The organism is Pontimicrobium sp. IMCC45349 (assembly GCF_047219225.1).
GTDB lineage: Bacteria > Bacteroidota > Bacteroidia > Flavobacteriales > Flavobacteriaceae > IMCC45349.
The window spans coordinates 679,351-704,522 of the sequence record NZ_CP178208.1 but is presented as its reverse complement, the minus strand read 5'-3'; the positions used below and the strand labels follow the sequence as shown (position 1 = coordinate 704,522).

General features: G+C 32.0%; 22 protein-coding genes. 10 read left to right on the top strand and 12 right to left on the bottom strand.

Annotated features, from left to right (window positions below):
- The first annotated feature begins 1 nt into the window (after nt 1).
- A complete protein-coding gene (locus tag ACLII3_RS03290) occupies nt 2-808 on the top strand; it encodes a DNA/RNA non-specific endonuclease (RefSeq protein WP_412986458.1) in 807 nt (268 codons plus the stop codon).
- A 41-nt stretch (nt 809-849) separates the two neighbouring features.
- On the opposite strand, the gene ACLII3_RS03285 is transcribed toward ACLII3_RS03290, so the two are convergent.
- The 4 genes from ACLII3_RS03285 to ACLII3_RS03270 form a co-directional block, all read right to left on the bottom strand.
- Nucleotides 850-1,386 (bottom strand): DUF4136 domain-containing protein, encoded by a 537-nt coding sequence (locus tag ACLII3_RS03285; protein WP_412986457.1) that lies wholly within the window; start codon nt 1,384-1,386, stop codon nt 850-852.
- Nucleotides 1,387-1,410: 24 nt separating this feature from the next.
- On the bottom strand, nt 1,411-3,420 hold the full coding sequence (locus tag ACLII3_RS03280) for a urocanate hydratase (RefSeq protein WP_412986456.1): 2,010 nt from the start codon (nt 3,418-3,420) through the stop codon (nt 1,411-1,413).
- Nucleotides 3,420-3,587: a DUF5522 domain-containing protein gene (locus tag ACLII3_RS03275; RefSeq protein WP_412986454.1), complete on the bottom strand. Its 168-nt coding sequence runs from the start codon at nt 3,585-3,587 to the stop codon at nt 3,420-3,422. The genes ACLII3_RS03280 and ACLII3_RS03275 overlap by 1 nt, the downstream gene beginning before the upstream one ends.
- Before the next feature lie 377 nt (nt 3,588-3,964).
- Complete coding sequence (locus ACLII3_RS03270) at nt 3,965-7,888, bottom strand: GEVED domain-containing protein (RefSeq protein WP_412986452.1); 3,924 nt, start codon at nt 7,886-7,888, stop codon at nt 3,965-3,967.
- A gap of 148 nt (nt 7,889-8,036) precedes the next feature.
- Here ACLII3_RS03270 and ACLII3_RS03265 point away from each other — a divergent pair, with 148 nt between their 5' ends.
- The 3 genes from ACLII3_RS03265 to hemL are packed head-to-tail and all read left to right on the top strand — an operon-like array spanning nt 8,037 to nt 11,035.
- Entirely contained in the window at nt 8,037-8,927 is an 891-nt protein-coding gene (locus tag ACLII3_RS03265) for a 1-aminocyclopropane-1-carboxylate deaminase/D-cysteine desulfhydrase (protein ID WP_412986450.1), read from the top strand.
- A gap of 1 nt (nt 8,928) precedes the next feature.
- Complete coding sequence (locus ACLII3_RS03260) at nt 8,929-9,747, top strand: glucosaminidase domain-containing protein (RefSeq protein WP_412986449.1); 819 nt, start codon at nt 8,929-8,931, stop codon at nt 9,745-9,747.
- Between the two features lies 1 nt (nt 9,748).
- Entirely contained in the window at nt 9,749-11,035 is a 1,287-nt protein-coding gene (hemL, locus tag ACLII3_RS03255) for a glutamate-1-semialdehyde 2,1-aminomutase (RefSeq protein ID WP_412986447.1), read from the top strand.
- Between the two features lie 52 nt (nt 11,036-11,087).
- Here the strand turns inward: hemL and ACLII3_RS03250 are convergent, their stop codons facing one another.
- The 4 genes from ACLII3_RS03250 to ACLII3_RS03235 all read right to left on the bottom strand — a co-directional run bounded on the left by ACLII3_RS03250 (nt 11,088) and on the right by ACLII3_RS03235 (nt 13,964).
- Nucleotides 11,088-11,441, bottom strand: coding sequence for a hypothetical protein (locus ACLII3_RS03250; protein ID WP_412986445.1), 354 nt, complete (start codon nt 11,439-11,441; stop codon nt 11,088-11,090).
- A gap of 25 nt (nt 11,442-11,466) precedes the next feature.
- Entirely contained in the window at nt 11,467-11,805 is a 339-nt protein-coding gene (locus ACLII3_RS03245) for a hypothetical protein (protein ID WP_412986444.1), read from the bottom strand.
- 133 nt (nt 11,806-11,938) lie between these two features.
- Nucleotides 11,939-12,376, bottom strand: a complete 438-nt coding sequence (locus tag ACLII3_RS03240) for a hypothetical protein (RefSeq protein ID WP_412986443.1) — start codon at nt 12,374-12,376, stop codon at nt 11,939-11,941.
- Between the two features lie 76 nt (nt 12,377-12,452).
- Entirely contained in the window at nt 12,453-13,964 is a 1,512-nt protein-coding gene (locus ACLII3_RS03235) for a hypothetical protein (protein ID WP_412986442.1), read from the bottom strand.
- 151 nt (nt 13,965-14,115) lie between these two features.
- Here ACLII3_RS03235 and yiaA point away from each other — a divergent pair, with 151 nt between their 5' ends.
- The 4 genes from yiaA to ACLII3_RS03215 all read left to right on the top strand — a co-directional run bounded on the left by yiaA (nt 14,116) and on the right by ACLII3_RS03215 (nt 18,309).
- Complete coding sequence (gene yiaA, locus ACLII3_RS03230; RefSeq protein WP_412986441.1) at nt 14,116-14,598, top strand: inner membrane protein YiaA; 483 nt, start codon at nt 14,116-14,118, stop codon at nt 14,596-14,598.
- A 129-nt stretch (nt 14,599-14,727) separates the two neighbouring features.
- Nucleotides 14,728-16,026: a DUF2157 domain-containing protein gene (locus tag ACLII3_RS03225; RefSeq protein WP_412986440.1), complete on the top strand. Its 1,299-nt coding sequence runs from the start codon at nt 14,728-14,730 to the stop codon at nt 16,024-16,026.
- 5 nt (nt 16,027-16,031) lie between these two features.
- Nucleotides 16,032-16,598 (top strand): GDYXXLXY domain-containing protein, encoded by a 567-nt coding sequence (locus ACLII3_RS03220; RefSeq protein ID WP_412986438.1) that lies wholly within the window; start codon nt 16,032-16,034, stop codon nt 16,596-16,598.
- 61 nt (nt 16,599-16,659) lie between these two features.
- On the top strand, nt 16,660-18,309 hold the full coding sequence (locus tag ACLII3_RS03215) for a dipeptidyl-peptidase 3 family protein (protein WP_412986436.1): 1,650 nt from the start codon (nt 16,660-16,662) through the stop codon (nt 18,307-18,309).
- 75 nt (nt 18,310-18,384) lie between these two features.
- Here ACLII3_RS03215 and ACLII3_RS03210 read toward each other — a convergent pair whose 3' ends face one another.
- From ACLII3_RS03210 to ACLII3_RS03195, 4 genes are all read right to left on the bottom strand, one after another.
- Complete coding sequence (locus ACLII3_RS03210; RefSeq protein WP_412986434.1) at nt 18,385-18,780, bottom strand: hypothetical protein; 396 nt, start codon at nt 18,778-18,780, stop codon at nt 18,385-18,387.
- Nucleotides 18,781-18,790: 10 nt separating this feature from the next.
- Nucleotides 18,791-19,189: a hypothetical protein gene (locus tag ACLII3_RS03205; RefSeq protein WP_412986433.1), complete on the bottom strand. Its 399-nt coding sequence runs from the start codon at nt 19,187-19,189 to the stop codon at nt 18,791-18,793.
- A gap of 125 nt (nt 19,190-19,314) precedes the next feature.
- On the bottom strand, nt 19,315-21,786 hold the full coding sequence (locus ACLII3_RS03200; protein ID WP_412987887.1) for a zinc-dependent metalloprotease: 2,472 nt from the start codon (nt 21,784-21,786) through the stop codon (nt 19,315-19,317).
- A gap of 181 nt (nt 21,787-21,967) precedes the next feature.
- Nucleotides 21,968-23,230 (bottom strand): fibronectin type III domain-containing protein, encoded by a 1,263-nt coding sequence (locus ACLII3_RS03195; protein ID WP_412986431.1) that lies wholly within the window; start codon nt 23,228-23,230, stop codon nt 21,968-21,970.
- Nucleotides 23,231-23,449: 219 nt separating this feature from the next.
- Between ACLII3_RS03195 and ACLII3_RS03190 the strand changes: the two genes are divergently transcribed.
- Nucleotides 23,450-24,325, top strand: a complete 876-nt coding sequence (locus ACLII3_RS03190; protein WP_412986430.1) for an alpha/beta hydrolase — start codon at nt 23,450-23,452, stop codon at nt 24,323-24,325.
- The gene (locus ACLII3_RS03185; protein WP_412986428.1) at nt 24,297-25,112 is read left to right on the top strand and encodes an alpha/beta hydrolase; all 816 of its coding nucleotides are present in this window, start codon (nt 24,297-24,299) and stop codon (nt 25,110-25,112) included. Before ACLII3_RS03190 ends, ACLII3_RS03185 begins: the two co-directional genes overlap by 29 nt.
- Nucleotides 25,113-25,172: the final 60 nt, after the last annotated feature.

Below are 25,172 nucleotides of genomic sequence, written 5' to 3'. Positions count from 1 at the left end.
GATGAATAAAAAAACATTATACTCAATTGTAGCTGTTGTAATTATTTTAGGAGTCTATGCTTTTGAATTTTATTTAAATGATAAAGAAGAAACTCAAATCATTAATCAAGGCGCACAAGTTAAACCAGATACAAAAGAGTTTTTCTTACCAACAAGTACAACTGGACAAGTTGTTCATCATGAAGGCTATTCGTTGTCGTATAACGAAAAGTATGAGCAAGCCGAATGGGTTGCTTACGAATTAAAGAAAACACATTTGTCAAAGACAAATTATAAAAGACCTTATTTTGAAATAGATTCAGCTGTAAAAACAAAAGCAGCACATTGGAAGAATTATAAAAAGTCTGGTTATGATAAAGGACATTTGTGTCCAGCTGGAGATAGAAAGTATAGTAAAGAAGCTCATGATGAAACTTTTTTAACTAGTAATATTTCTCCGCAAACACATGATTTTAATTCAGGTATATGGAATTCCCTAGAGCAAAAAGTGCGTTATTGGGCTAATAAGTACGATGGTGTTTATGTGGTAACTGGAGGAGTTTTAAAGGGAGAGTTGAAAACGATAGGAGAAGAAGAAGTTGCTGTTCCGTATTATTTCTATAAAGTGGTAATGGATTATAATAATGGCAATCCAAAAATGATAGCATTTTTAATGGAACATGTAGCGTCTAATAATGCTTTAACAAGCTTTGTAGTTCCTGTAGATACCATTGAAAACTTAACAGGAATAGACTTTTTTTCTGCTTTAGAGGATGAATTAGAAGAAACACTTGAAGCGTCTTCGAGTTATAAAAACTGGGTGTTTTAATACAAAAAAAAGCAACCTTCTGGTTGCTTTTTTAGTTATGTTTATTGTGAAATTCCTGGAGGATACTTCTCCATAATTTTTGATACAAACTCTTTAATGCGTTCTTCCTTTTTTTTCATGTTTTGAGATATATAGCCACTTCCCATACCTTGCCATACTAATTCTTTTTTCTTCGCATCAATAAGATCGACATATAAGGTGCCTTCTGTAGAGCTAGAAACACTATAGTTGTTATTCCAGTACCAAGGACTCCATCCCCAACCATATCCATAAGGTCCAAAACCATTATTGTAAACATTAATCTTTTCTCTTTCTTTTGTGAAAATGCTCACTAAAATATCTGGATTTTCAGATTTTGTATATCCTTTGGCAAATAACTCTGCTTCGATAGCTCTTAATATTCTTCGTTTATCTAAATCGCTAATCTCAGCTTTATCAATCCCAGTTTTGTAAAATGCAAAGGTTTTATATGAATTGAAATTGGCATTTTTATCATAATCAGCCGCAACTCTTACAGACGAGCAAGAAGTGACTAAAAACAACATTGCTAATGGTAATAAGATAATTAACTTTTTCATTGCTTTTAAATTTTTTGTTAGTGGTTATAACGAGTTTAATAAGTCTTCATCTACTGTGTTTGGTAATGTTACTTTTAAATTAGGCTCTATTTCCATCGCACGTTTTATTGCAAAAACAGCTTCTTCATTTCTAGCCCAACTACGTCTAGCAATACCATTATTGACATCCCAAAATAACATTGATTTTAAGCGTCTTTCTGCGTCTAAACTACCATCAAGAACCATACCAAATCCTCCGTTCATAACTTCTCCCCAGCCAACGCCTCCACCATTGTGAATACTTACCCAGGTAGCGCCTCTAAAACTATCTCCAATAACGTTATGAATAGCCATGTCTGCTGTAAATCTTGAGCCATCATAAATATTTGAAGTTTCTCGGTATGGTGAATCAGTTCCAGATACATCATGGTGATCTCTACCAAGTACTACATAGCCAATATCTCCATTAGCAATGGCATCATTAAATGCTTTTGCAATTTTTGCTCTTCCTTCTGCATCTGCATAAAGAATTCTTGCTTGTGAGCCAACAACTAATTTATTTTCTTGAGCACCTTTTATCCACTGAATATTATCAGACATCTGTTGCTGTATCTCTTCAGGAGAATTTTGTTTAATTTCTTCAAGAATTTGACAGGCTATAGCATCTGTTTTTGCTAAATCTTCAGGTTTTCCTGATGTACAAACCCATCTAAAAGGGCCAAACCCATAATCAAAACACATAGGTCCCATTATATCTTGTACATAACTTGGGTATTTAAATTCTCTACCAAGTGCTGGGTTGTCTGCCATCACATCAGCACCAGCTCTAGAAGCTTCAAGTAAAAAGGCATTACCATAATCAAAAAAGTAAGTGCCTTTAGCTGTGTGCTTATTTATGGCTGTTGCATGACGACGTAAAGATGCTTGTACTTTTTCTTTGAATAATTCAGGATTATTTGCCATCATTTCATTAGCATCATCAAACGATAATCCAACTGGATAATAACCTCCAGCCCAAGGATTGTGAAGTGATGTTTGATCACTACCTAAATCTATTTGTATGCTTTCTTCATCAAACTTTTCCCAAACATCAACAATGTTTCCTAAATAAGCTATTGATATAGTTTCTTGATTTGCTTTAGCTTTAGTTACTCTTACAACTAATTCATCTAAATCAGTAATTTTTTCATCAATCCATCCTTGGTCTAAGCGTACTTGTGTAATTTTTGGATTCACTTCAGCACAAACTGTAATACAACCAGCAATGTTCCCAGCTTTTGGTTGTGCTCCAGACATTCCACCCAAACCAGAAGTTACAAAAACATGACCTTTAGGGCTTTTTTTAATTTTTCTAAAACCATTTAAAACAGTAATTGTTGTGCCATGAACAATTCCTTGAGGGCCAATATACATATAGCTTCCAGCTGTCATTTGTCCATATTGAGTGACTCCTAAGGCATTAAATTTCTCCCAGTCATCAGGCTGCGAATAGTTTGGAATCATCATTCCGTTGGTTACTACAACACGTGGTGCATCTTTATGCGATGGAAATAATCCCATAGGATGTCCAGAGTACATTACTAATGTTTGCTCATCACTCATTTCTGCTAAGTACTTCATCGTAAGCCTATATTGAGCCCAATTTGAAAACACAGCTCCATTTCCACCATAAGTAATTAACTCATGTGGATGTTGCGCGACAGCATAGTCTAGATTGTTTTGAATCATAAGCATAATAGCTGCTGCTTGCTTAGAATTAGCTGGGTACTCATCAATTGGTCGTGCATACATTTTGTAATCTGGTCTAAGTCTATACATGTATATACGTCCATAAGTCTCTAATTCATTTTTGAATTCAGGAATTAGGGTAGCGTGGTGTTTTTTATCAAAATACCTCAATGCATTTTTTAAAGCTAATTTTTTTTCCTCATCAGATAATATTTCTTTACGTTTTGGCGCATGATTTATTTCTGGGTTGAATGGTTTTGCTTGAGGTAACTCGTTTGGAATACCTTCAAGAATTTGCTCTTTAAAATTTAATACTTCTGTATGCACTAGTTTGTTTTTTGAGTGTTAGTTTTTTTGTCGTAACCATAAGGGCAGTGTCTACAACCACTTTCGCAACAATAGCCTCTTTTTAAGTGGTATTGTTCAGTGAAACAACGATATCCTTCAGGTGTTAAATAATAATCTCCTTCTTCTATTGGGATGATCTTTTTCATATAGTGACAAAGATAATGTAATTTGGATTGATTTTTGTTTTATATAATTTATGATTTTAGTTTCTAAGTTTTTGGTGCCAAAAGGTTATTTGGGGCTTACGTTTTTCCCATTTATATTTTTAAAGTTTAAATCTTTAAAAACAAGTAAGATATTGATAAACCACGAAAAAATACATTTACAACAACAGATGGAATTATTAGTATTGCCTTTTTATATATGGTATTTTTTAGAGTATTTAATTAGATTTATTGATTGTAAAAATCACAGATTAGCTTACAGAAATATTTCATTTGAAAGGGAAGCGTATGTAAACGAAAAAGACCTTAATTATATAAAATCAAGATCTTTTTTTAGCTTTTTAAAATATATGTAAAAGTTAATAAACTACTTTTTTAGAATACGTAAGATCATTATCTAAAGTAACACTAACTATAAGTGTACCATAAGTAGGTCTTAAATTTTCTGTTTTAAATTCAAATGTGTTTAAATTGTTTACTTGAACAATTCTTCTTCCGGCAACATCATAAATATTAATGTCGCTTATACTGTTGTTCTTTGAGTTGATTTTAATAAAATTATTTGTTGCGATAATGCTGAGGTTATCGTCTAATTCATTTTCCGAAATGCCTAAAGTATCATTTGTATATCTAATTATAAACCGATTGTCAAAAGTACCTGCGTTAGTAGTAAAACTGTATGGCGCAGAGTTTAAATCATGTGTGAAGTTAGTATAGGTATCTTCTAAATATATAGTTTGATTATCAAATAAACCATCAAAATGATCTATACCAATAGTATAGGTGCCTTGTTCTGTAGCATTAAACCCTAAAGGAACTTCATCATTAATATCAAATGGTGTGGGTCTACCTTGTATGCATAATATCTTTTCGGGTATAATTGAGTATAAGTTTACCGCATTTCCTCCAAATGCTAGTCCATCATAACCTCTATCCCAATTTAGTGTAGCTTGAGGTGAATAACCAACTAATATTTGGCTAAACCCACCATTATTATTACTTAAGTTTAACCAAAATCTATGAGTGTTATTTTCATTATTTAATCTAAAGAAATTAGAGTTTTCTCCAGTAACTCGCATAGAGTTATTAAACAAAGCGCTACCATTAGCGAGTCCAAGTATAAAAAAGGATTGACCAGAAGCAATGTATTGTGTTGGTGTTTGCCCTCCAGTAGCTGCTGTGTTAGTTGCTCCTAAATAATTAATACTAGCATAATCACTTGCTGTATAGTTGTAGCCATAGTCACCATAGAAAGGGTCTGGTTCAGAATTGTTTGGAGGTGTGTTATGTGTCCAAACATAAATAGTACCATCAACTAAAGGGACATTAGTGGCATGATTTAAAAACAAAGTAATATCTATAGCTGAAGGATATGGGTTACCAATTAGGTTCCATTGGTCGTCATCAGCAGTAATTATTGAGCCGCCAACACTTGTACCAATGTTGGCATCAGTTCCTACAGCAATTGGAATTGATACGTCTCCATTTGTTGGAGTTCCAATAAATGTTCCGGAAAAAGGAGTGGTAGTTGCTGGGTTTTGACTGTAATTACTAGGTGCTCTTACTATATAGCCTTTAGCAGGAATCATATCTGTACTTAAAGGATCTACCCATTGCCAACTTCCTGCTCCATTAGAAACAGTTGAAGTCCAAGCGTAAAAACCATCATTTGCTGTATTTGGAGATAATGTATTTAGTTTGTAGTTAGAGCCTAAAGTAACAGGAGAACTCCAGTAAGTGTAATCTAAAGCATAGATAGGTTGAGTAGTTCGACCAACATCTACTATACCAGAGTTTGCAACATTATTTATTTGAACTAAACTTGCGTCATCAGCTATTTCAAAATTGCCTCCAGTATTTATATTTATCCAATCTGTAACAGTTATTGAGTTTTCAGATTCAATCTCTAAAGAAGCATTAGCTTCAATAGTTAAGTTTTTAGCTAGTGCATGGTATGGTTGAGGAGGTAATGGAGGTAATGGATCTGATAAGGAAATTTTAGGATTGTTACCTCCAGTATCAGGAATTACAACACAATTTGCTACAGTAGGCGCACCAATAGGAGTCCAGTTATTATCATTGCTCCAATCGGTGTCAATAGCTCCAGTCCATGTTTTGTCTCCAGTGATTATTGCGCTTCCTGTAATATTTCCTGCTGGAGCACTACAGTCTATATCATCTATACTAGTAATAGTATATGTTGTTGGGTTAGAGGGAGAAACGTTAAAAGTATATGGAGATGATGTAATACCATTTACAGTTGTGGTATTGCTACCATCTGTATATGTAACATCCCAAGGTTGGTTGCCTGTTAATGTTATTGTTATCGTAGTACTAGCATCACATGTACTTCCGCTTCCAGAAATTGTTCCAGTAGGAGCTTGATTAATAGTGAAATCTGCTGGAGTTCTAACAGAAGGGTTTCCAGAACAAGCGGTATAATAGGTCCATGTACCAGTAGTATTTGTATCTGTTAAACCAGATCCAGTAACACCTACTGGATTGAAAGGAGACCCAGTTGCAATTGATGTTCCACCAGTTGGAGCTGTATACCATTCTATGTCTCCTGCTCCAGATGTAGTTAAGGTTCCTGGACCAGTCATGTTCCAAGTGTAAGCTTCGGTTACTGTGATATCTGCAAAACCAAATGCAGTTGTTATAAATGTATAAGTTACACCAGCAGTAAGATTAGCTGTTAAAATAGCATTTAAGCCTGGTCCACTATCATCATCACCAGTAATCCAAGTTCCCGTAGCACAAGACCCTGGAGTAAAAGCACCTGTTACTATGTAGCCCATTGCGTCAAAGTTAGGAGCAACAGATTCAAAAGAATAGGTGCCAGTGACTGAAACTTGAAAATCAAGAGTTGTATAATTGGCTGTATCTCCGGTGTCATCAAAATCACAACCATCTGCATCTACAATAAAAATTTGTGGTTGGATAGCTATTGGGTCTGTTGCAGCATCAAGATTTCCGTTAATAGTATTGCCAATGTTTATGCTAGCATTACAAGGACCTGTAGCTTCAAGCTCTCCGGTACCTCCTTGACAAATGGTGATGTCAGTAGTTACAGGTGGTTCTGGATCTGTTGTAAAAGATACTGGTCCAATCCAATAACCTTCACCATCAGTTGCGCCGCAATTTGACCTTACCCAAACATAATAGGTAGTGTCTTGAGTTAGTCCTGTTAAATTTGCAGTAGTTATACCAAATGCAGTAGTGCCTGTTGGTGTCTCGTTAAAGTTAGGAGTATTATTGTTTGTAGATACATAATAAGAATATCCACTTGTTGGTTCAGGAGATGCTGCAGTCCAATTTAAGGTTGCGGTAGTTTCTGTAATACTATTAACTGTAATATTAGAAGGGTCGTCAGTACAATTTACTACAGTCACTGTTAAGGTGTAATCCTCAGCTTCTCCATCAGGACCAAAAGGATCTATTGTACATGGATCAGGTGATGCTTCATAATAGTCTATTAAAATACGCATTCTATAATCTCCTGCTAATGCTGTTAAAGGAACTATAAAACTGTCATTAGCATTGTCTATATATGCTGCGGAATTATACATTTGTTCTCCTGGGTCATCAAAGTCAAAATCATTGTTCCAGTCTACCCATATTCCACAACCATAAGTGTAATTTTCAAATGAACCACTAAAGTTTATTGTTCCTCCAGCTACTTGTTCAACACTTAAAGCAGTAAAATCACCATAACCATTTGTTGAGAATCCAGAATTATTATTCGTAATATTAGTTATTCCTCCTGTTGTTGAGAAATCATCTATATAATCAAGGGTGCTTGTGCCAACAGGAATACAATATGATGGGGAAAATATACATATTTCTCCTCCATTCATGTCATTGTTACTTCCATTTCTTTGTACTCTAATTCTATAAATAACTCCTATATTGGTTGAATAAACTATAGTTTCATCAACACCATTACCTCCAATGTTAGAGCAATCTAGACTCGTCATATTTGGATCACAAGCGCCCGAAAATAATGTAAGGATTGCATCTCTATTGTTTGGAGGGCTATAAGTTATTGTTGTTGTTGTGCTTGTAGCAGTAAACCAAGCCCATACATCGTCATTATCAGAAGCAGAACATCCTGTAGCTCCATCCCAATAATTAGTATTATTATTAGAATCCATTGTTGTGAAATTACAAGTGTTTCCAACTGTTAATTCACCACTAGCATTATTGTTGCAGTCATTAGTTTGAGTAAACGAAATTGAGCAGCTAAAAAAAGTAAATAAAACAAATAGTAATCTTCTAATCATATATTAGCTTTAATATAAGCGAAGATAAATTCTGGATAAATAGAGAGGCTTTTAGTTAAAAGCATGATATTTTTATATCATTGCATAACTATTTTAAATATATGTTAATTTTTTAACATAATTATATTATGTTTTTATTATCGATAAAATGATTGAAATTCCAGATAAAAGTAATGTTCTTGTTGATAATCAAGTGTTTATAAAGCCTGATTATTTGAATCATCAATACATTTCTGGTAATAAATTTAGAAAGTTAAAGTATAATTTAATTGAAGCAAAATCTCTTAATTTTACCTCGCTAATTACTTTTGGAGGTGCTTTTTCTAATCATATTGCAGCGGTAGCTTCAGCAGGAAAAGAATATGGTTTTAAAACCATTGGAATAATAAGAGGGGAAGAGTTATTTGATAAAATAGATGCTAATCCTACTTTAAGTTTTGCTAAGTCATGTGGTATGACTTTTGAGTTTGTATCTCGTGAGTTATATAGAAATAAAGCTTCCGACGATTTTTTAAGACCTTTAAAAGAAAAGTATCCTGAAGCTTATATTGTTCCAGAAGGAGGTACAAACGATTTAGCAATAAAAGGATGTCAAGAAATATTGACAGAGGAAGATGATGAGTTCGATTTTATTTGTTGTGCGGTTGGAACAGGAGGAACCATTTCAGGAATAATTAATTCTAGTAATTTAAATCAAAAAATTCTTGGATTTCCAGCTTTAAAAGGTGACTTTTTAAAAGAAGATATTGCTAAATTTGCAACTCAAGAAAATTGGCAGTTAATTCCGGATTATCATTTTGGTGGATATGCCAAAATAAATGAAGAATTAGTTACGTTTATTAATGATTTTAAGACGAAGTTTCAAATACCTTTAGATCCAATATATACAGGGAAAATGATGTTTGGGATATTTGATATGATTAAAAAAGGTATTATTCCTAAAGAAGCTAAAGTGCTTGCTATTCATACAGGTGGTTTACAGGGGATTGAAGGAATGAATAATAGGTTAAAACAAAAGAATTTACCTCTAATTACATAGAATGAAGAGAATTATATATATAATAGTGTTAAGCGTTTTAGTATCAGCATGTGGTTCTAAAAAAAAGATTGTTACTCAAAAAGACAAACCTAAAACAGAGGTGAAAGTTGTAAAAACTACACCAAAAGAAAAACCAAAAACTAAAGACACACCTGAGGTAGAGGTTAAGGCACCTGTAATCAATAATACTACTGAGTATATAGCCTTGTATAAGGATATTGCAATGGAAGAAATGCGTAAATATGGTATTCCAGCAAGTATAACTTTGGCGCAAGGTATTTTAGAGTCTGGTTCTGGTAAAGGACGATTAGCAGTAAAAGCAAACAATCATTTTGGAATTAAATGCCATGGTTGGAAAGGTGCTAAGATTTATCATGATGACGATAAGAAGCAAGAATGTTTTAGGAAATATAATAATGCCAAGTATTCATTTAAAGATCATTCTGAGTTTTTATCAGGAAGGTCAAGATATGCTAGTTTATTCGATTTAAGAAAGGACGACTATAAAGCTTGGGCTAAGGGCTTAAGAAAAGCAGGTTATGCTACAGATAAAAAATATCCTGAAAAACTGATTAGTTTAATAGAAAGGTATAATCTTGATCAATATGATGATAAGGTTTTAGGGAGTAAGGCAAAAAGGCCTAAAGAGCTTAATAAAGCAGAGATAATAACTCATAAGGTTGTAAAGGGAGAAACTTTATATTCTATTTCAAGAAAATATAATATTACAGTTGAAGAACTTCAGAAAATGAATGGACTTACTAGTAATAATTTGAGTATTGGTCAAGTATTAAACATAAAAACATCATCACGTAATTAATATGATTTATAAAAGAAGTAGTGCATTATTTAAAGAAGCTGCACAAGTAATTCCAGGAGGTGTAAATTCACCAGTAAGAGCATTTAAAGCAGTAGGAGGAACACCAATTTTTGTAAAAGAAGCTAAAGGTGCTTATTTGTATGATGAAGATGGAAATCAATTAATTGATTATATAAATTCTTGGGGACCAATGTTGTTAGGTCATGCTTATAAACCTGTTGTAGATGCAGTGGTAGATAAGGCTAAAAAAGGAACATCATTTGGAATGCCTACAGAAATTGAAACAAAAATTGCTGAATTGGCAGTTTCTATGGTTCCAAATATTGATAAAATTAGATTTGTGAATTCTGGAACCGAAGCTTGTATGAGTGCTGTTAGGTTGGCTAGAGGTTTCACAGGAAAAGATAAAATTATAAAGTTTGCTGGTTGCTATCATGGACACAGCGATTCCTTTTTAATTCAAGCTGGAAGTGGTGCAGTGACTTTTGGAAGTCCAAATAGTCCTGGGGTAACTCAAGGTACTGCAAAAGATACGTTATTAGCAAGGTATAATGATATCGATAATGTAAAGGCATTAGTAGAAGCGAATAAAGATGAAATAGCTTGTATTATAATTGAACCTGTCGCAGGTAATATGGGGTGTATACCTCCAAAGAATAACTTTTTAGAAAAATTAAGAGCTGTTTGTACAGAGCATAATATTTTATTGATATTTGATGAGGTAATGACTGGTTTTAGACTTGCTAAAGGTGGAGCTCAAGAGTTGTTTAATATTGAAGCAGATATTGTATGTTTTGGTAAAGTGATTGGAGGAGGATTACCAGTTGGTGCTTTTGCTGCTCGAAATGAAATTATGAATCATTTAGCTCCTTTAGGACCAGTTTATCAAGCTGGAACATTAAGTGGAAATCCATTAGCTATGGCAGCTGGTTTAGCTATGTTAACCGAAATTAATAGCGATGCAGAATTGTTTAATAGATTAGCTGATAAGACTGAGTATTTGCATAAAGGCATTGCAAAAGTGTTGGAAGCAAATAAAATTACGCACACAATAAATAGAACTGGATCAATGATTTCTGTACACTTTGCTGAAGATGAGGTTGTGGATTTTGATTCTTCTGCAAAAGGCAATAATGATACATTTAAAGCATTTTTTCATGGACTGTTAAATAGAGGTGTTTATATAGCTCCTAGTGCTTTTGAAACTTGGTTTATAACTGATGCTTTAAGCTATGAGGATTTAGATAAAACAATTGCTGCAATAGATGAGATAGCAAAAGAATTATAAAATAAAAAAGCCTCACAAATGTGAGGCTTTTTTTATGTCTATAGAAAATTACTTATTTTCTTAGTTTGTGTTGTAAAGCACTAAACTTTTTAAACTGCTCTGGAGATAAAATTTCCATAAGTCTTCTTTTAAATTTAGTGTCAATTTTAGCTAAAGCATCTTTAGTAGCTTGATTTTTCATGTCAGAGTTTTTGTCTAAAACTTCTACATAAGCTAATTCTTTAGCATACATTGCTCTTGCTAATAAAGCTTCTTGACTATCGTCAAGACTTAATTCTTTCTTTAAGTCTTTAGCTATAGTTTTAGTTTGAATTTCTAAGGCTTGTGTTTTTGATTGAGCCTCAATATTCTGTGTTCCTAAAACAAAAGCAAAAGCAACAAGACAAAGTGTGAATATTTTTTTCATTTTAATAGTTTTTATGTGTTGTTAGTTAATATGTTGGAGTAATTAAACTTAAATATAAGCTGTATTGTTCTTCGCTTAATATTTGTTTAATGTCGTTGTTTAAAACAGCTTGAATTTTTTTAGCTTCTTCATTATAGCTAGCCGACTTTGGTTTGCTGTTTTCTTTAAGCTTTAAAATTCTCTTTTCGTAGTTTACAAAAGCCTCATAAATTTGGTGCTCTTGCGACTTATTAAATTTAATTTGTTTTCTTAAGTTCTTAGAGTTGGTAGATGCAGCAGCGTTAATTTCAATTGTTTTATTTTGAGCTTCTAGGTTAAAGCTAAACAGAAACGCAAATGCACTTAAGAGTAATATCTTTTTCATGAAAAATGTTATTATTAAATAATATATGAAGTGACTAAAATACTAAAATTTTGTAGAAAATAAAGAAATAAAAAAGCATTGTCTATAAAAACAATGCTTTTTACTAAAAAAAATAAATCAACCAACTTAATTATTATTCTTTTCTAGGGTTATGTTTTCGTTTAGCAGTTTTTGATTTTCTACGTTGCATCATTTTTTCCCACTTAGCAAATTGCTCGTCGTTAAGTATTTGCTTCATTTTCTTTTTCATCGCTATTTTTTTGTCTAGCATTTCATTTTGCATTTTATAACGTTCTTCTTTTGAAGGTTTTTCACCTTTTTTAGCTTCACGCTCTTTCATTTTAGCTTTGCGTTCTTTTGCATTGGCAAGATTTAAAGCATAAATGTCTTTTTGTTGAGCTTCACTTAAATCTAATGCAAGTGTCATTTTTTTTGTTTGTAGCGTCGCTTGTTCTTCTGCTGTGTAGTCTTTCATCATTTCAGCACGAGCGTGTTTTTTGTCTTTTTTGTGCTCTTGAGCTGTTGCGTTTAGTGTTAAAAAAGCAATGGCAATTAATACTATGTTTTTCATGAGGTTTTTGTTTTAAATTATACTCTTAAGACTATGGCTTTTTATATTAGTTTAATCTAAAACTTGGTTTTAACGGTCAATTAACATTTTTTACTTTTTTAACAAGCTCTAATGTAGTTTGGTAAAGTGATTGATTTTCCATTTTGCTTTTTAACCATGCATAGTAACTCATTACAAAAATATCTTCGCGTTGAGCTTCTATCCATTCAAATGAATTTTCAACCTTGTCTTTAAATGTATTGGAGGTGACTGTTTCTGGGTTTTTATAGTAGGTCTCTACAAAGTTTAAGTAAGTAATTACACGCTCTTGGTTGATTTCTTTTAAGTAGCTGTAGTATTTTCGTTTAAAGCTTAAAAGTCTAGATTCGACTAAATCTAAGTTTTCTAATTCAATATGTAAGATTATTTCAATGAGGTTCTTTTTAATAGTCCATTCGTATCCTACTTTATTTATATACCATGTGTCTGTGTGGTAAAATTTAGAAAATGATCTTGCTGCTTTTTTATATTGTGTGTTTTGAATGTAGAGCATCACTAAGCTTAAATAGATGTCTAATAATGTTTCTGTGTCTTGGTGTTTTGTAGTAATAATGTTTTCAAGAATTGTTATTGCTTCTTGTTGTTTGTTGGAATAGTTAAGGTTTAATGATTTGAGTAGATGGTATTTTAATTTGAAAGCGTTATAATGCTTTTTTCTGTTTAGCATCATTTTTTCGTGCATCATTTGTAGGTAGATTAACGATGTTTCAAATTTTTTGTTTCTAAATAGTGTATTTGCTATTAAATATAAGGTTTGAATGTGGTAAAAAGGTTGTTTTTCTTTGTCTTTATGTGTAATTATTTGGTTGTAGGTTTCAATTAAAAAAGCTTCAATTTTGTAATAATCGTTTGTAATAAAAGCCGAGAAACTTACAATAGTTACTAATTGGTGTAGCGATTTAAATGACATCGACTCATTGAGACTTATATTATGCTCGTTTAATGTACTTGTAAGTAGTGTTTTAAAATCAATAGCCTCATTGTTAGGAGTGATAGTGCTAAGTGATTGCCTAATTTTTGCATATATAATGTTTAATTGGTCTTCTAAAGCTAAATCCTTTTTGTTTTTATTGAAGTTTTTTATTGTTATTTCTAAATCGATAAATGAATTTGAGTAGGCATATTGAATTTTTGTATGATATAATTCGTTTAGCAGTGAGAATAAGTGATGTTCTTTAGCAATAGTTTCAGCTTTGTCTAATATTTTAAAGGCTAGTTTGTGTTGCTTTCTTAGTAGTAATGATCTAGCTACTATAATGTATTTAATGACTTGTAAGTCTATTGAATTTTCTTCTTCAAGGCTAGAATTAGCTAAAAATTCTATTATAGATTGAAATAGTCGTTTTCTTAAAGCATGGTATGCATCGGTAGATTTTGTCTTGTATAACGCAGCATGTACCTCTTTAGAACTTAGGTTGTCTTGAGTTAGTAGTTTAAATAGTTGAATGTTTTTAGCGTCTTTTCTTTTATTCTTTTTGTCTAAAAATTGAATAAAACTTTGTTGTTCATCTAACGAAAAACTAGAAATTATCGAATTTAACTTATTCATTTAATCGTCATAAATAATTATTGTAATTCTTTAAATATAGTATTTATTTTAAAATTTATTTAAAATATATCGTCAGCAATTTTGAAATATTGTGTTCTTAGTAATTTTATTCTATCGCATCTTTGAACCATAATCATTAAAAACAAATATTATGGATTATCAAACAACAGTTTCAGTTAAAGAAAGTTTAGAAACTAAAAAACAGAAGAAAAAAAATCAAGAGTTCGATCAAAAACCAACAGGTGCTTTTATTGGTGCATCATGGTCTGCTTTATTAATAGGAATGGTGTCATATTGTATAGGACTGTGGAATGCTGATATGCAATTAAATGAAAAGGGATATTATTTTACCATACTACTGTTTGGTCTATTCTCGGTTATATCTGTACAAAAGGCAGTAAGAGATAAGCTTGAAGGTGTTCCAGTAACAAATATATATTATAGTATTAGTTGGTTTACAACAACTGCTTCAATAGTATTGTTAGTGGTAGGTTTATGGAATGCAGATTTACTGTTAAGTGAAAAAGGGTTTTATGGTATGGCATTTTTATTAAGTATGTTTTCTGCAATTGCAGTGCAGAAAAATACAAGAGATGTGCAGTATATAGATAAAAAAGATAACAAAGTACTTTAAGTCTTGTTTGATGATTGGTTAGTTAACCCAAACCTCGTAACTGCTTTGGTTACGAGGTTTAAACTTAAGTTAATAATTGTTTCGGTGTATATAAATTAACGTACATTAAATCAACCTAAATTTCAGGATATGAATTCAAAAATTCAAAAAGAGCTGTCTGAACTTGTTCAGAATAATATTATCACTAATGATATAGCTCAAAACATAACTTCCTATTACCTAAATAAACAAGAAAATAAACCAAACAGACTCTTTACCGTTTTTGGAGTTTTAGGTTCATTGTTAGTAGGTTTAGGAGTCATTTTAATTCTAGCTCATAATTGGGATCACTTTTCTAGAGCAACCAAAACTGTATTTGCATTTTTGCCTTTAATTATTGGGCAAATTGTTTCTGGATATGCAATTATAAAAAAGAAAAGTGCTACATGGAGAGAAGCGTCTGGAACGTTTTTGTTTTTTGCTATTGGTTCAAGTATGGCTTTAGTTGCTCAAATTTATAATATTCCAGGTGACTTAAGCTCGTACTTACTTACATGGACAGTTTTAAGTTTACCACTTATATATTTGTTAAGATCTAATGCTGTAGCAATATTATGTGTTGTATTTGCTACTTATTATGCAGGTGAATTTGGCTACTCGTTTAGTAGTAATACCAAAATACCTTGGTTGTATTTGTTGTTAATCCTAGCCATAATTCCTTACTATATACAATTACTTAAATCGAAAGCAGAAGCTAATATCACTTCTATTTTTAATTGGTTATTTCCTTTAAGTTTAACAATTATACTTGGTGCTTTTGTAGATAAGAATGATGACTTAGGCTTTTTAATGTACTTAGTTATGTTTGGTTTACTTTACAATATTGGCAAGATACCTTTCTTTAATAAACAAAAGTTGAGGCGAAATGGTTATCTAATAATAGGTTCTTTAGGCTCAGTGAAGATGCTGCTTATGGCAAGTTTTGATACTAGTTGGTATGATCTAAAACAGTTAGGTTATACAACACCAGAGTTATACGTTGTTTTATGTTTATTGGTAATTACAATTGTGCTGTTAGCGTATTCATATATGCAAAAGTGGATAATAAACTTCAACCCTTTTCAATATGTATTTATAATTTTTAGCGCATTGTTTTTTACAGGACTAATTCACACAATCGCATCACTAATAATTGTCAATTTTTTAATACTAGCCTTAGGATTAATAACTGTTAAAATAGGAGTAGATAAGTTTCATTTTGGAGTTTTAAATTATGGTTTGCTAATAATTACAGCATTAGTTGTTTGTCGTTTTTTCGATACAGATATGAGTTATGTAATTAGAGGTTTGCTATTTGTAGCAGTTGGTGGTGGTTTTTTTCTAACTAACTATATCATGCTAAAACGACAGAAGATAAGGGAACGTCAATCATTAAATAATCAAAAATAAAACTCATGTTTACACAAATAAAATCAATACATATATTTATAATTTTTGTAGTTGTAGCACTAATACAAATAAGTGTTCCTGCAAAAATGATTTACAATCAAGAAGATATTTTAAAAACAGGAACAGTTTTTAAATTTAAAACACAACCACTAGACCCAGCTGATCCTTTTAAGGGTAAATACATAAGATTAGATTACGAAATAAACTCATTTCCAACAAAAGACTCTACTTGGACAAGAGACGAGGTGGTTTATGTAACTCTTATAAATGACAGCAATGGATATGCAAAGCTTAGTAGTATTAGTAGAGAAAAACCAAATGCAGAAAACTATTTAAAGACTAATGTAGATTGGTTTAATCAATGGGAAGATAAAGTGTTTTTAGATTATAATTTCGAAAGATTTTATATGAAAGAAACCAAAGCTAAGGCTGCTGAAATAGCACATGCCAAAGCTCATCAAGACTCAACTCTAAACACGACTTACGCAACAGTTTATGTTAAAAATGGTGAAGCAGTTTTAGATAATGTATTTATCAATGATATTCCAATTGCAGATTACGTTGAAAAATAGCTCGAAAAAAGTTACTTTTGAAGGATACATCAATATTTAAAATACTAAAACACATAAACTAATGAAAAAAGCAATTTTAGCATTACTAGTAATGGTTGCATTTGTGTCGTGTAAAGACGATAAAAAAGAACAACCAGAAAACACAGATAATGCTACCGAAAAGGCCAATGCTATGCAAAAAAATCTTGGTAAGTATGTTACTGTAAAGCTAACGTCTAATTTAAATTTACTTACAGACAAAGAGCGCAAAATGTTACCTATATTAATTGAGGCAGCAGATATGATGAACGATTTGTTTTGGTACGAATCTTATGGCGATCGTGTAGAACTATTAAACTCTATTGAAGATGAAGCTACGCGTAAGTTTGTAAATATTAATTATGGTCCTTGGGATCGTTTAGCTGGAAACACCTCTTTTGTGGAAGGATTTGGAGATAAGCCTAAAGGTGCTAATTTCTATCCAAAAGATATGACAAAAGAAGAGTTTGAAGCTGCTGATATTGAAGATAAGTCTAGTATTTACAATTTTGTAAGACGTGACGAAAAAGGAAATTTATACTCCATTCCTTATCACAAACAATTTGAAGCTGAGGTAAAAGAAGTTTCTGCTTTATTATTAGAAGCATCTAAGCTTGCAGAAGACGAAGGCTTGAAAAAGTATTTAGAGTTAAGAGCACAAGCGTTGTTAGATGATAATTACCAACCAAGTGATTTAGCGTGGATGGATATGAAAACAAATACCTTAGATATTGTTATTGGACCTATTGAAACTTATGAAGACCAAATGTTTGGTAACAAAGCAGCTCATGAAGGTTATGTGTTAATTAAGGACATGCAGTGGAGTGCTAAATTAGCACGTTTTGCTAGTTTTTTACCAGAACTACAAACAGGATTACCTGTAGATGATGCTTATAAGCAAGAAACTCCAGGAACAGATAGTGACCTGAATGCTTACGATGTAGTGTATTATGCTGGTGATTGTAATTCAGGTAGTAAAACAATTGCTATTAATTTACCTAATGACGAAGAAGTACAATTACAAAAAGGCACGCGTAGACTGCAACTTAAAAATGCAATGCGTGCAAAGTTTGACAAGATATTATTACCAATATCTGAAGTGTTAATAGATCCAAGCCAACGTAAATATATTACGTTTGATGCATTTTTTGCTAACACAATGTTTCATGAAGTGGCACATGGTTTAGGAATTAAAAATACAATTAACGGTAAAGGTACAGTACGTACATCGCTTAAAGAACATTCAAGTGCTTTAGAAGAAGGAAAAGCAGATGTTTTAGGACTGTATATGGTGCAACAATTACACAAAAAAGGTGAAATTGATGGTGATATGAAAGATTACATGACCACTTTTATGGCAAGTATTTTCCGTTCGGTACGTTTTGGTGCATCAAGTGCTCATGGTAAAGCAAATATGATTCGTTTTAACTTCTTTAAAGACAAAGGAGCGTTTACTAGAAATGCTGATGGTACGTATAAAGTAAACTACGATAATATGATTGTAGCTATGAAAGATTTATCAAACTTAATCTTAACATTACAAGGAAATGGAGATTACAATGGTGTTGCTAATCTAGTAGCTGAAAAAGGATTAATTTCTGATGAATTACAAGCCGATTTAGACCGTTTAAGCGCTTCTAATATTCCAGTAGATGTAATTTACGAACAAGGTGTAAAAACTTTAGGATTATAAATTCCTATATGGGTAGATGCCTCACTTTGTTCAACATGATAATAAACATAAGCCACTCAATTTTGAGTGGCTTTTTTATTTCAATTGCCTTTTTATTACAAAATACTTGTCAATAAAAATGCTTAACTCCTTTTTTCTTTTAAAATACTCAAGCGATAAAAGGATAAGTAGGAAGGTTAATAATATTGCTGTCACTAACCAGTTAAAATAAAACATACTGTAAATAATAAATGCAATAAATACTACCAAGATACTTTTAGCTGAAACTTCCATGAAGGAGTTGGAGTAAGTAGATTTTATTTCAAACTGGTTGTCTGCATTGAGTACTCCTTTTATTTTATGATTGTTAGGGAAAACGGTTCGTGCTAAATCAAATCTATTTTGAAGAACTTCTCCTTTATAGTAACCAGAAGAAATTAAAGCGTATAAAGCTTTTATAGATTTTTCGTTTTTAGTTATTGTTTCTTTCATACTTGAAATGCTAATTTATCATTTCACTAGTAACTGTTAAGGTAAAGTTTGATATATCTGAAGAAATAATTTCTTCTATCCAATCTTCATCAATAATTGGATTGATTTCTAGTGCTATTGTTTCGTTATTATTCGCATCTCTGTATAAGGTTAGAGATTGTAAACCAAATGATGGAAGTGGAGGACTAGGTAACCCAAAATCAGCATAATAATATATTTCTTTAGCTTCTCCTGGAGCTATTTGTATAGAAGTGTTAGCGTTGTAGAATAATATTTCTTCAGACTGATTGTTGATTAAGTAATTAGATTTGGCACCTTCACCATCTATTTTTAAAGAATCATCATCGTTTTTACAAGAAGTGATAAGGACTAATAAAATGGAGAATAATAGACTTAGGTAATTTTTCATTATTAAAAGTTATGGTTTTTAAAGTAGATGTAAAATCTTACATAAGGTTGCGTTGTTTTCTTTTAATATTAAACAAAAAAGGCTTCAAATTAATGAAGCCCTTTTTAATACTATTTTAATACAAATTACTTAGGATCAAGAATATCGTTTATTCTTTCAATAGCATCTTGTATATGTATGCGGCTCATAGAATCTCTTCCACTAGCGTTTTGTAAACTTCTTTTTAAAGTTTTTAATTCTGCTCTTACAATAGCTCTAATATCAGATTGACTTGTATTAACTACAGTAGACTTTTGGTAACCTCCAAAAGCAGGTGCTTTTCTTTGGTTTTTAGCAGTCATTAAGTACGCTAATCTATCAATATGTGCACGTTGTAAATTACGTCTGTAAGTATCAATGTTTCTTCCAGTTCTTAATTCACTCCAAATGCCATTACGTAAATCACGCATCATGTTAGTTAATTTGTATGCATCGTTACCATTAAGTGATTCGTTTTCAATCATTCTAGCCATTTTCCCTAAGCCTAAAATGTTGTTTAATGTACGTACTTGTAATCTACGAACACGCTCTATTGATCCAGAGTATTCAACTCTTGCAAAAATATCTTTATCTAATAACCAAGTTGGTGTTGTAAATAAATTATCGTTTACAAATTTAAGAGCATTCTTCTGGTGGTCTTTATCTACATGTGTGTAAACAGCACCTTCTTGGTCAGCTGTTTTGTAGTGTTCATATACACCTCCAATGTTATTAGAAACGTGTCCCATGTAACGGTTAAACTGTGAAATTACATGTCCATACATTTCACCTAAATCGTCATAACCTTCACCTGCTTCAGTAGTCCACTCAATTAAGTTAGGAACAATACGCTTTAAGTTTTTAATTCCATAGGCACTTGCAAGCATAGCGTTATCACCTAAGTCTTCTGTTTGCGAGCTTGGGTCTACAACATCACCTACTTGTTGGTGTCCAAAACGGTATAATGGGTCACCAGCGTGCTCCATAATCCAACCGTTAAGTGTTTCTTTTTCTTCTTCAGCAGTTTTATCTAAAATTGGTTTATAACCCCAAGCAATAGCATACTTATCGTAAATACCAATGTTTGGCATTAAAGCAACACCTTTATCTTCTGGTTGAGCTACGTAGTTAAAACGTGCATAATCCATAATTGATGGTGCAGTTCCATATTTTTGAGTAAACTCAGCACTACGTAAATCTTCTACTTTATAAGCACAAGAGCTTCCCATGTTATGAGGTAGTCCTAATGTATGACCTACTTCGTGAGCAGATACAAAACGAATTAAACGTCCCATTACTTCGTCTTTAAATTCTGGACTACGCGCTTCTGGGTTAATAGCTGCTGTTTGTACAAAGAACCAACCGCGTAATAAAGACATTACATTGTGGTACCAGTTAATATCACTTTCTAAAATTTCTCCTGTTCTAGGGTCACTTACGTGAGGACCATTAGCATTAGGAATTGGAGATGCTAAATAACGTACTACAGAATAACGTGCATCTTCAGGACTCCATTCTGGATCTTCTTCAACAGTCGGAGGATCCATCGCTATAATAGCATTTTTAAATCCAGCAGCTTCAAATGCTACTTGCCAATCTTCAATACCTTGCTTGATGTATTTGCGCCATTTTTCAGGTGTAGCTCTATCGATATAATAAACGATTTGTTTTTTAGGCTCAACTAATTCACCTCTTTTAAACTTCTCGATATCTTCATCTTTAACTTCTAAACGCCATCTGTCTAAGAACGTTAATGTTTTACTTCTTTGGTCTCCTAAACCATAATCTACTTGACCACGAGCAAACCAACCAACACGCTCATCAAAATAACGACGCTTCATTGGGTTTTCAGGTAATAAAATCATTGAGTTATTAATCTCTATAGAAATAGATCCTGTACTAGAGTTTGATGGTGGTGCACCAGCAGCATACGTTTTTACGTGTCTAGCTTCAATGTTTGTTGGGTAACTTTTAATGCTTTCAATGAATGATTTATCACTTTCCATTCTAGAAACTTTATAACCTCTTCTTCTAAAAGCTGGTAAACCTAAAGCTTTAACATCTTTAGCAAATAAGTTAGTAACATCAATTACTGTAGCAGTAGAGTCTTTACTAAAAGCTTTAATAGGGAATGTAGCAAGAACTGGCTCAAAATTTGAGTTTACAACTGCTTCGTGAACTGGTAATGAATCAGCAGCCACAGTAGAGTGAGATACAACTCTTAACACTACTTTTTTATCCTTTTTCTGCCAACGTAATACTTGTTCGTTTTGTTTTCCACCACCAAAGCCAATGCCTGCAGCAGTTTTAGAAATACGTGTTACCATTAACATTTCTTTCTCGAAAAGTTCATTAGGAATTTCGTAAAAGAATTTGTCATCAATTTTATGTACTGTAAATAAACCTTCGTCGCTTACGGCGTCTTTGGTAATTACTTTACTATAAGGTTGGATGTCGCCTTTTTTAGGCTTTGGTTTAGCTTTGGCAGCAGCAGCTTTTTTTGCAGCTTCTGCTTCTTTAGCTTTTTTTGCTGTACTACAAGATGTTGCAACTATTAGCACGAATGCCATAAGAAACATCTTTAATGAATTGTGTTTCAAAATTAACTAGATTTTTGGTTTAAGTTGTGAAAATAGTGATTAGACAAATAAAAGCCTTATGTGTCACATAAATTATTGTGTTTTTTAACTAAACATTAAGACTTGTACAAAAAAAGAGCGCTTGTATTAAGCGCTCTTTTTTAGGAATATATATTATTTATTATAGTGTGTCTAAAAATGCTAACACTACATCCATACCTTCTTGATGGTAAATTGTAGTTCCTATATAAGGCATACTGTATCCAGGAATATAGAATGATAATCGTCCTTGTAAATTGTAACGATTATCGTAAATGTTAGAATCGTCAAAAGAAGTTTCATATCTTAAATCTAATGCTTCATAATAGTTGATATTATGGTAACCACCAGGAGCATGACAGTGGGCACAATTCATATCAAGATATGCTCTTGTACGAGTTTCTAACGATAATGATTCGTCTTCCCAATCTGGTAAAACACCAATGCTAGCAGGACTAGGTGCTCCAGATAAGCGTCCAGCACTAATAAAGCTTTGTAATTGGTTAACACCATTTACATCAAAATTCATAGAGCGTAGTTGAGGTCCAATAGGTATAATATCACCATTAGATTGGTGACAAACTCTACAGTCTTGTTGTTTAGGTACTACATAATCGGTTGATTGTGTATGTCCACTTGCATCAATCCAGCTTATTGGAACAATAGTTTCACTGTTGTCTAAAACAGCATCTGTTTGTGCTTCATTCCATTGGTAATTACCATCAAACCACTCGTTGTTTTGTCTTATCAATACACGTGTTTCAATAATTTTCTTTCCTGCTTCAGGATTTGTTTCGTCTAATAAATAATAGAATGTTTTAGCTAATATAGTTCCGTCAGGAAAAATTGGCATACCATCGCCGTTATATTCTAAACTTTCACCATAAGGTAAAGCTATTAAACGTTGTTTGTGTGCATAGTCTGTAAATAATTTAGTACTTAAGTCATATACAAAAGCATTAGAACTTGGAACTAAATCGCCTAAGTTTCCAGAGTATAGGTTTAACTCGGAAAGATTAGGTAAAAACTCTGGTATTGAAGGGTTAATTGCTGTTTTAAACGAGTTAGAATTACTTACTAAACTTATATTGTCTGTGCTACAAATAGCTTGTACATAAAAGTCGTAATTAGTATCTGCATTTAAATTATCTATTATAGCAGAATCACCTGAAATATCAATAGTAGTTCCAGTACCAACTTCAAAACCAGCAATTCCATATTCTACAGTAACATTTGTAGAGTTATTTGGGTTTTGCCATTTTAATAATGCACTTGTGTGTGTAATATCAAAAGTTCTTAGTTCACTTGGTTGTTGGCATTGTGCGATTGTAATATTATTGTCGTCATCATCTTGACAAGAGAAGAAACTAGCAGCAATGAAAGCTGCTAAGAAAATGCGTTTCATAATTTGGGATTTATGTTGTTAAATAGCTTTCGTAAAAATAGAGAAAAGCAATTGTTTTTGGTTAATAAATTCGTTGTTAGGCTATTATTATCTATAAACTTTGGTGTAATTAAAAATAATTTAGCTTTTAAATATAGTTCTTTTTTACATTTATGAGAAATTGTAGCTTGTTATGAGTATCTAAAAGTTTTTTATCTTGTGTAAATAAATAGAGTATTTATGCCATACTGGTTGCATTTATTAGTAATTGTATTAATTGTATATGTTGTTATTAGCATTGCACTTTTTTATATACAAGACTATTTATTGTTTAAGCCAGAAAAACTACCAAAAGACTTTCAGTTTTATTACGAAAATCAAGAAACAAAAGAATACAATCTCGAAACTAGAGATGGTGCTATTATTAACGGATTGCTTTTTAAGTGTAAAAACAAACCAAAAGGTGTGGTGTTATACCTTAAAGGCAATTCAAAAAGTATAAAAGGTTGGGGGAAATTTGCAGTAGATTTTACAAGACACGATTATAATGTATTAATGGTAGATTATAGAGGTTTTGGAAAGAGTACAGGACGACGATCTCAAAAGGCGATAAAGAGAGATTTACAAGTGGTTTATAACAAGATGAAGGAGTTAGTGTCTGAAGAAAATATAATACTTTATGGACGCTCATTAGGTTCTGGTTTTGCAACAAAATTAGCATCTACTAACCACCCTAAAATGCTTATTCTGGATGCACCATATTATAGTTTAACAAAAGTGACAGCGCGTTATATGCCTTTTATGCCTTTATCTATTTTAATAAAGTATCCTTTACCAACTCACAAATGGCTAAAATATGTACAATGTCCAATTCATATTATACATGGTACTAATGATAAATTGATACCATATAAAACTAGTGTAAAGCTTTCTAAAATTAATCCTAAGTTAACTAAGTTATATACTGTTATTGGAGGTGGACATAAGGACTTAAATAATTTTGAAGCCTATCATGATATGTTACATGATATTATGAACTCCAAACCTCAAACTCAAGATTACTCAACTACTAGTATTAATGTTATTCATGGTAAAAATAAAAAGTCAAATATTTAAAAAGTTATTATTAGTAGCATTAGGTTTATATATTATGATTGGTACTTCCTTATACTTATTGCAAGAAAAGTTATTGTTTCATCCTACAGTTTTAGCCCAAGATTATAAGTATAGTTTCAAATATCCTTTTGAAGAATTGTTTTTAAAAACTGATGATAATGCAGTTATTAACGCTTTACATTTTAAAGCAGAAGCTTCCAAAGGTGTTATTTTATACTTTCATGGTAATGCTGGAGATTTATCGCGCTGGGGAATTATTACCGAGTATTTTGTAGCAAAGGGTTATGATGTATTGGTAATGGATTACAGAACCTATGGAAAGAGTATTGGTAAGTTAAGCGAAACAGCAATGTATAATGATGCACAAATGTGTTATGATTATTTAAAGAAAAGCTATACTGAAGATAATATTACCATTTATGGTCGTTCTTTAGGAACAGGAATCACTACAAAAATTGCAGCCGAAAACAATCCAAAACAAATCGTTTTAGAAACACCATATTATAGTATTGTTGATGTGGCAAAATCTAGATTCCCTATAGTTCCAGTAAAGTATTTAATGCATTATAAGTTTTTATCTCATAATTACTTCAATAAAGTTAATTGTCCTATTACAATTTTTCATGGTACAGACGATTTTGTGGTGCCTTACGAGTCTGCACAAAAGCTGTTTCTTACAAAAAAGCCTGAGCAAAATATATCGTTTATTACTATAGAAAATGGAGGTCATAATAATTTGATTGATTTTGAAGCATATCATCAAAGAATTGATCAAATCTTTCCCTAATTCGCAACTAATATATAAGGATAGTTGGAATAGTTAAAAAAGCATTAATCAAGTGTTAAA

Bases quoted from the DNA above. Each gene is read 5' to 3' on its own strand.
- ACLII3_RS03290 (WP_412986458.1), top strand. From the start codon at position 2: ATGAATAAAAAAACATTATACTCAATTGTAGCTGTTGTAATTATTTTA.
- ACLII3_RS03285 (WP_412986457.1), bottom strand. From the start codon at position 1,386: ATGAAAAAGTTAATTATCTTATTACCATTAGCAATGTTGTTTTTAGTC.
- ACLII3_RS03275 (WP_412986454.1), bottom strand. From the start codon at position 3,587: ATGAAAAAGATCATCCCAATAGAAGAAGGAGATTATTATTTAACACCT.
- ACLII3_RS03270 (WP_412986452.1), bottom strand. From the start codon at position 7,888: ATGATTAGAAGATTACTATTTGTTTTATTTACTTTTTTTAGCTGCTCA.
- ACLII3_RS03265 (WP_412986450.1), top strand. From the start codon at position 8,037: ATGATTGAAATTCCAGATAAAAGTAATGTTCTTGTTGATAATCAAGTG.
- ACLII3_RS03260 (WP_412986449.1), top strand. From the start codon at position 8,929: ATGAAGAGAATTATATATATAATAGTGTTAAGCGTTTTAGTATCAGCA.
- hemL (WP_412986447.1), top strand. From the start codon at position 9,749: ATGATTTATAAAAGAAGTAGTGCATTATTTAAAGAAGCTGCACAAGTA.
- ACLII3_RS03250 (WP_412986445.1), bottom strand. From the start codon at position 11,441: ATGAAAAAAATATTCACACTTTGTCTTGTTGCTTTTGCTTTTGTTTTA.
- ACLII3_RS03245 (WP_412986444.1), bottom strand. From the start codon at position 11,805: ATGAAAAAGATATTACTCTTAAGTGCATTTGCGTTTCTGTTTAGCTTT.
- ACLII3_RS03240 (WP_412986443.1), bottom strand. From the start codon at position 12,376: ATGAAAAACATAGTATTAATTGCCATTGCTTTTTTAACACTAAACGCA.
- ACLII3_RS03235 (WP_412986442.1), bottom strand. From the start codon at position 13,964: ATGAATAAGTTAAATTCGATAATTTCTAGTTTTTCGTTAGATGAACAA.
- yiaA (WP_412986441.1), top strand. From the start codon at position 14,116: ATGGATTATCAAACAACAGTTTCAGTTAAAGAAAGTTTAGAAACTAAA.
- ACLII3_RS03225 (WP_412986440.1), top strand. From the start codon at position 14,728: ATGAATTCAAAAATTCAAAAAGAGCTGTCTGAACTTGTTCAGAATAAT.
- ACLII3_RS03220 (WP_412986438.1), top strand. From the start codon at position 16,032: ATGTTTACACAAATAAAATCAATACATATATTTATAATTTTTGTAGTT.
- ACLII3_RS03215 (WP_412986436.1), top strand. From the start codon at position 16,660: ATGAAAAAAGCAATTTTAGCATTACTAGTAATGGTTGCATTTGTGTCG.
- ACLII3_RS03210 (WP_412986434.1), bottom strand. From the start codon at position 18,780: ATGAAAGAAACAATAACTAAAAACGAAAAATCTATAAAAGCTTTATAC.
- ACLII3_RS03205 (WP_412986433.1), bottom strand. From the start codon at position 19,189: ATGAAAAATTACCTAAGTCTATTATTCTCCATTTTATTAGTCCTTATC.
- ACLII3_RS03200 (WP_412987887.1), bottom strand. From the start codon at position 21,786: ATGTTTCTTATGGCATTCGTGCTAATAGTTGCAACATCTTGTAGTACA.
- ACLII3_RS03195 (WP_412986431.1), bottom strand. From the start codon at position 23,230: ATGAAACGCATTTTCTTAGCAGCTTTCATTGCTGCTAGTTTCTTCTCT.
- ACLII3_RS03190 (WP_412986430.1), top strand. From the start codon at position 23,450: ATGCCATACTGGTTGCATTTATTAGTAATTGTATTAATTGTATATGTT.
- ACLII3_RS03185 (WP_412986428.1), top strand. From the start codon at position 24,297: ATGGTAAAAATAAAAAGTCAAATATTTAAAAAGTTATTATTAGTAGCA.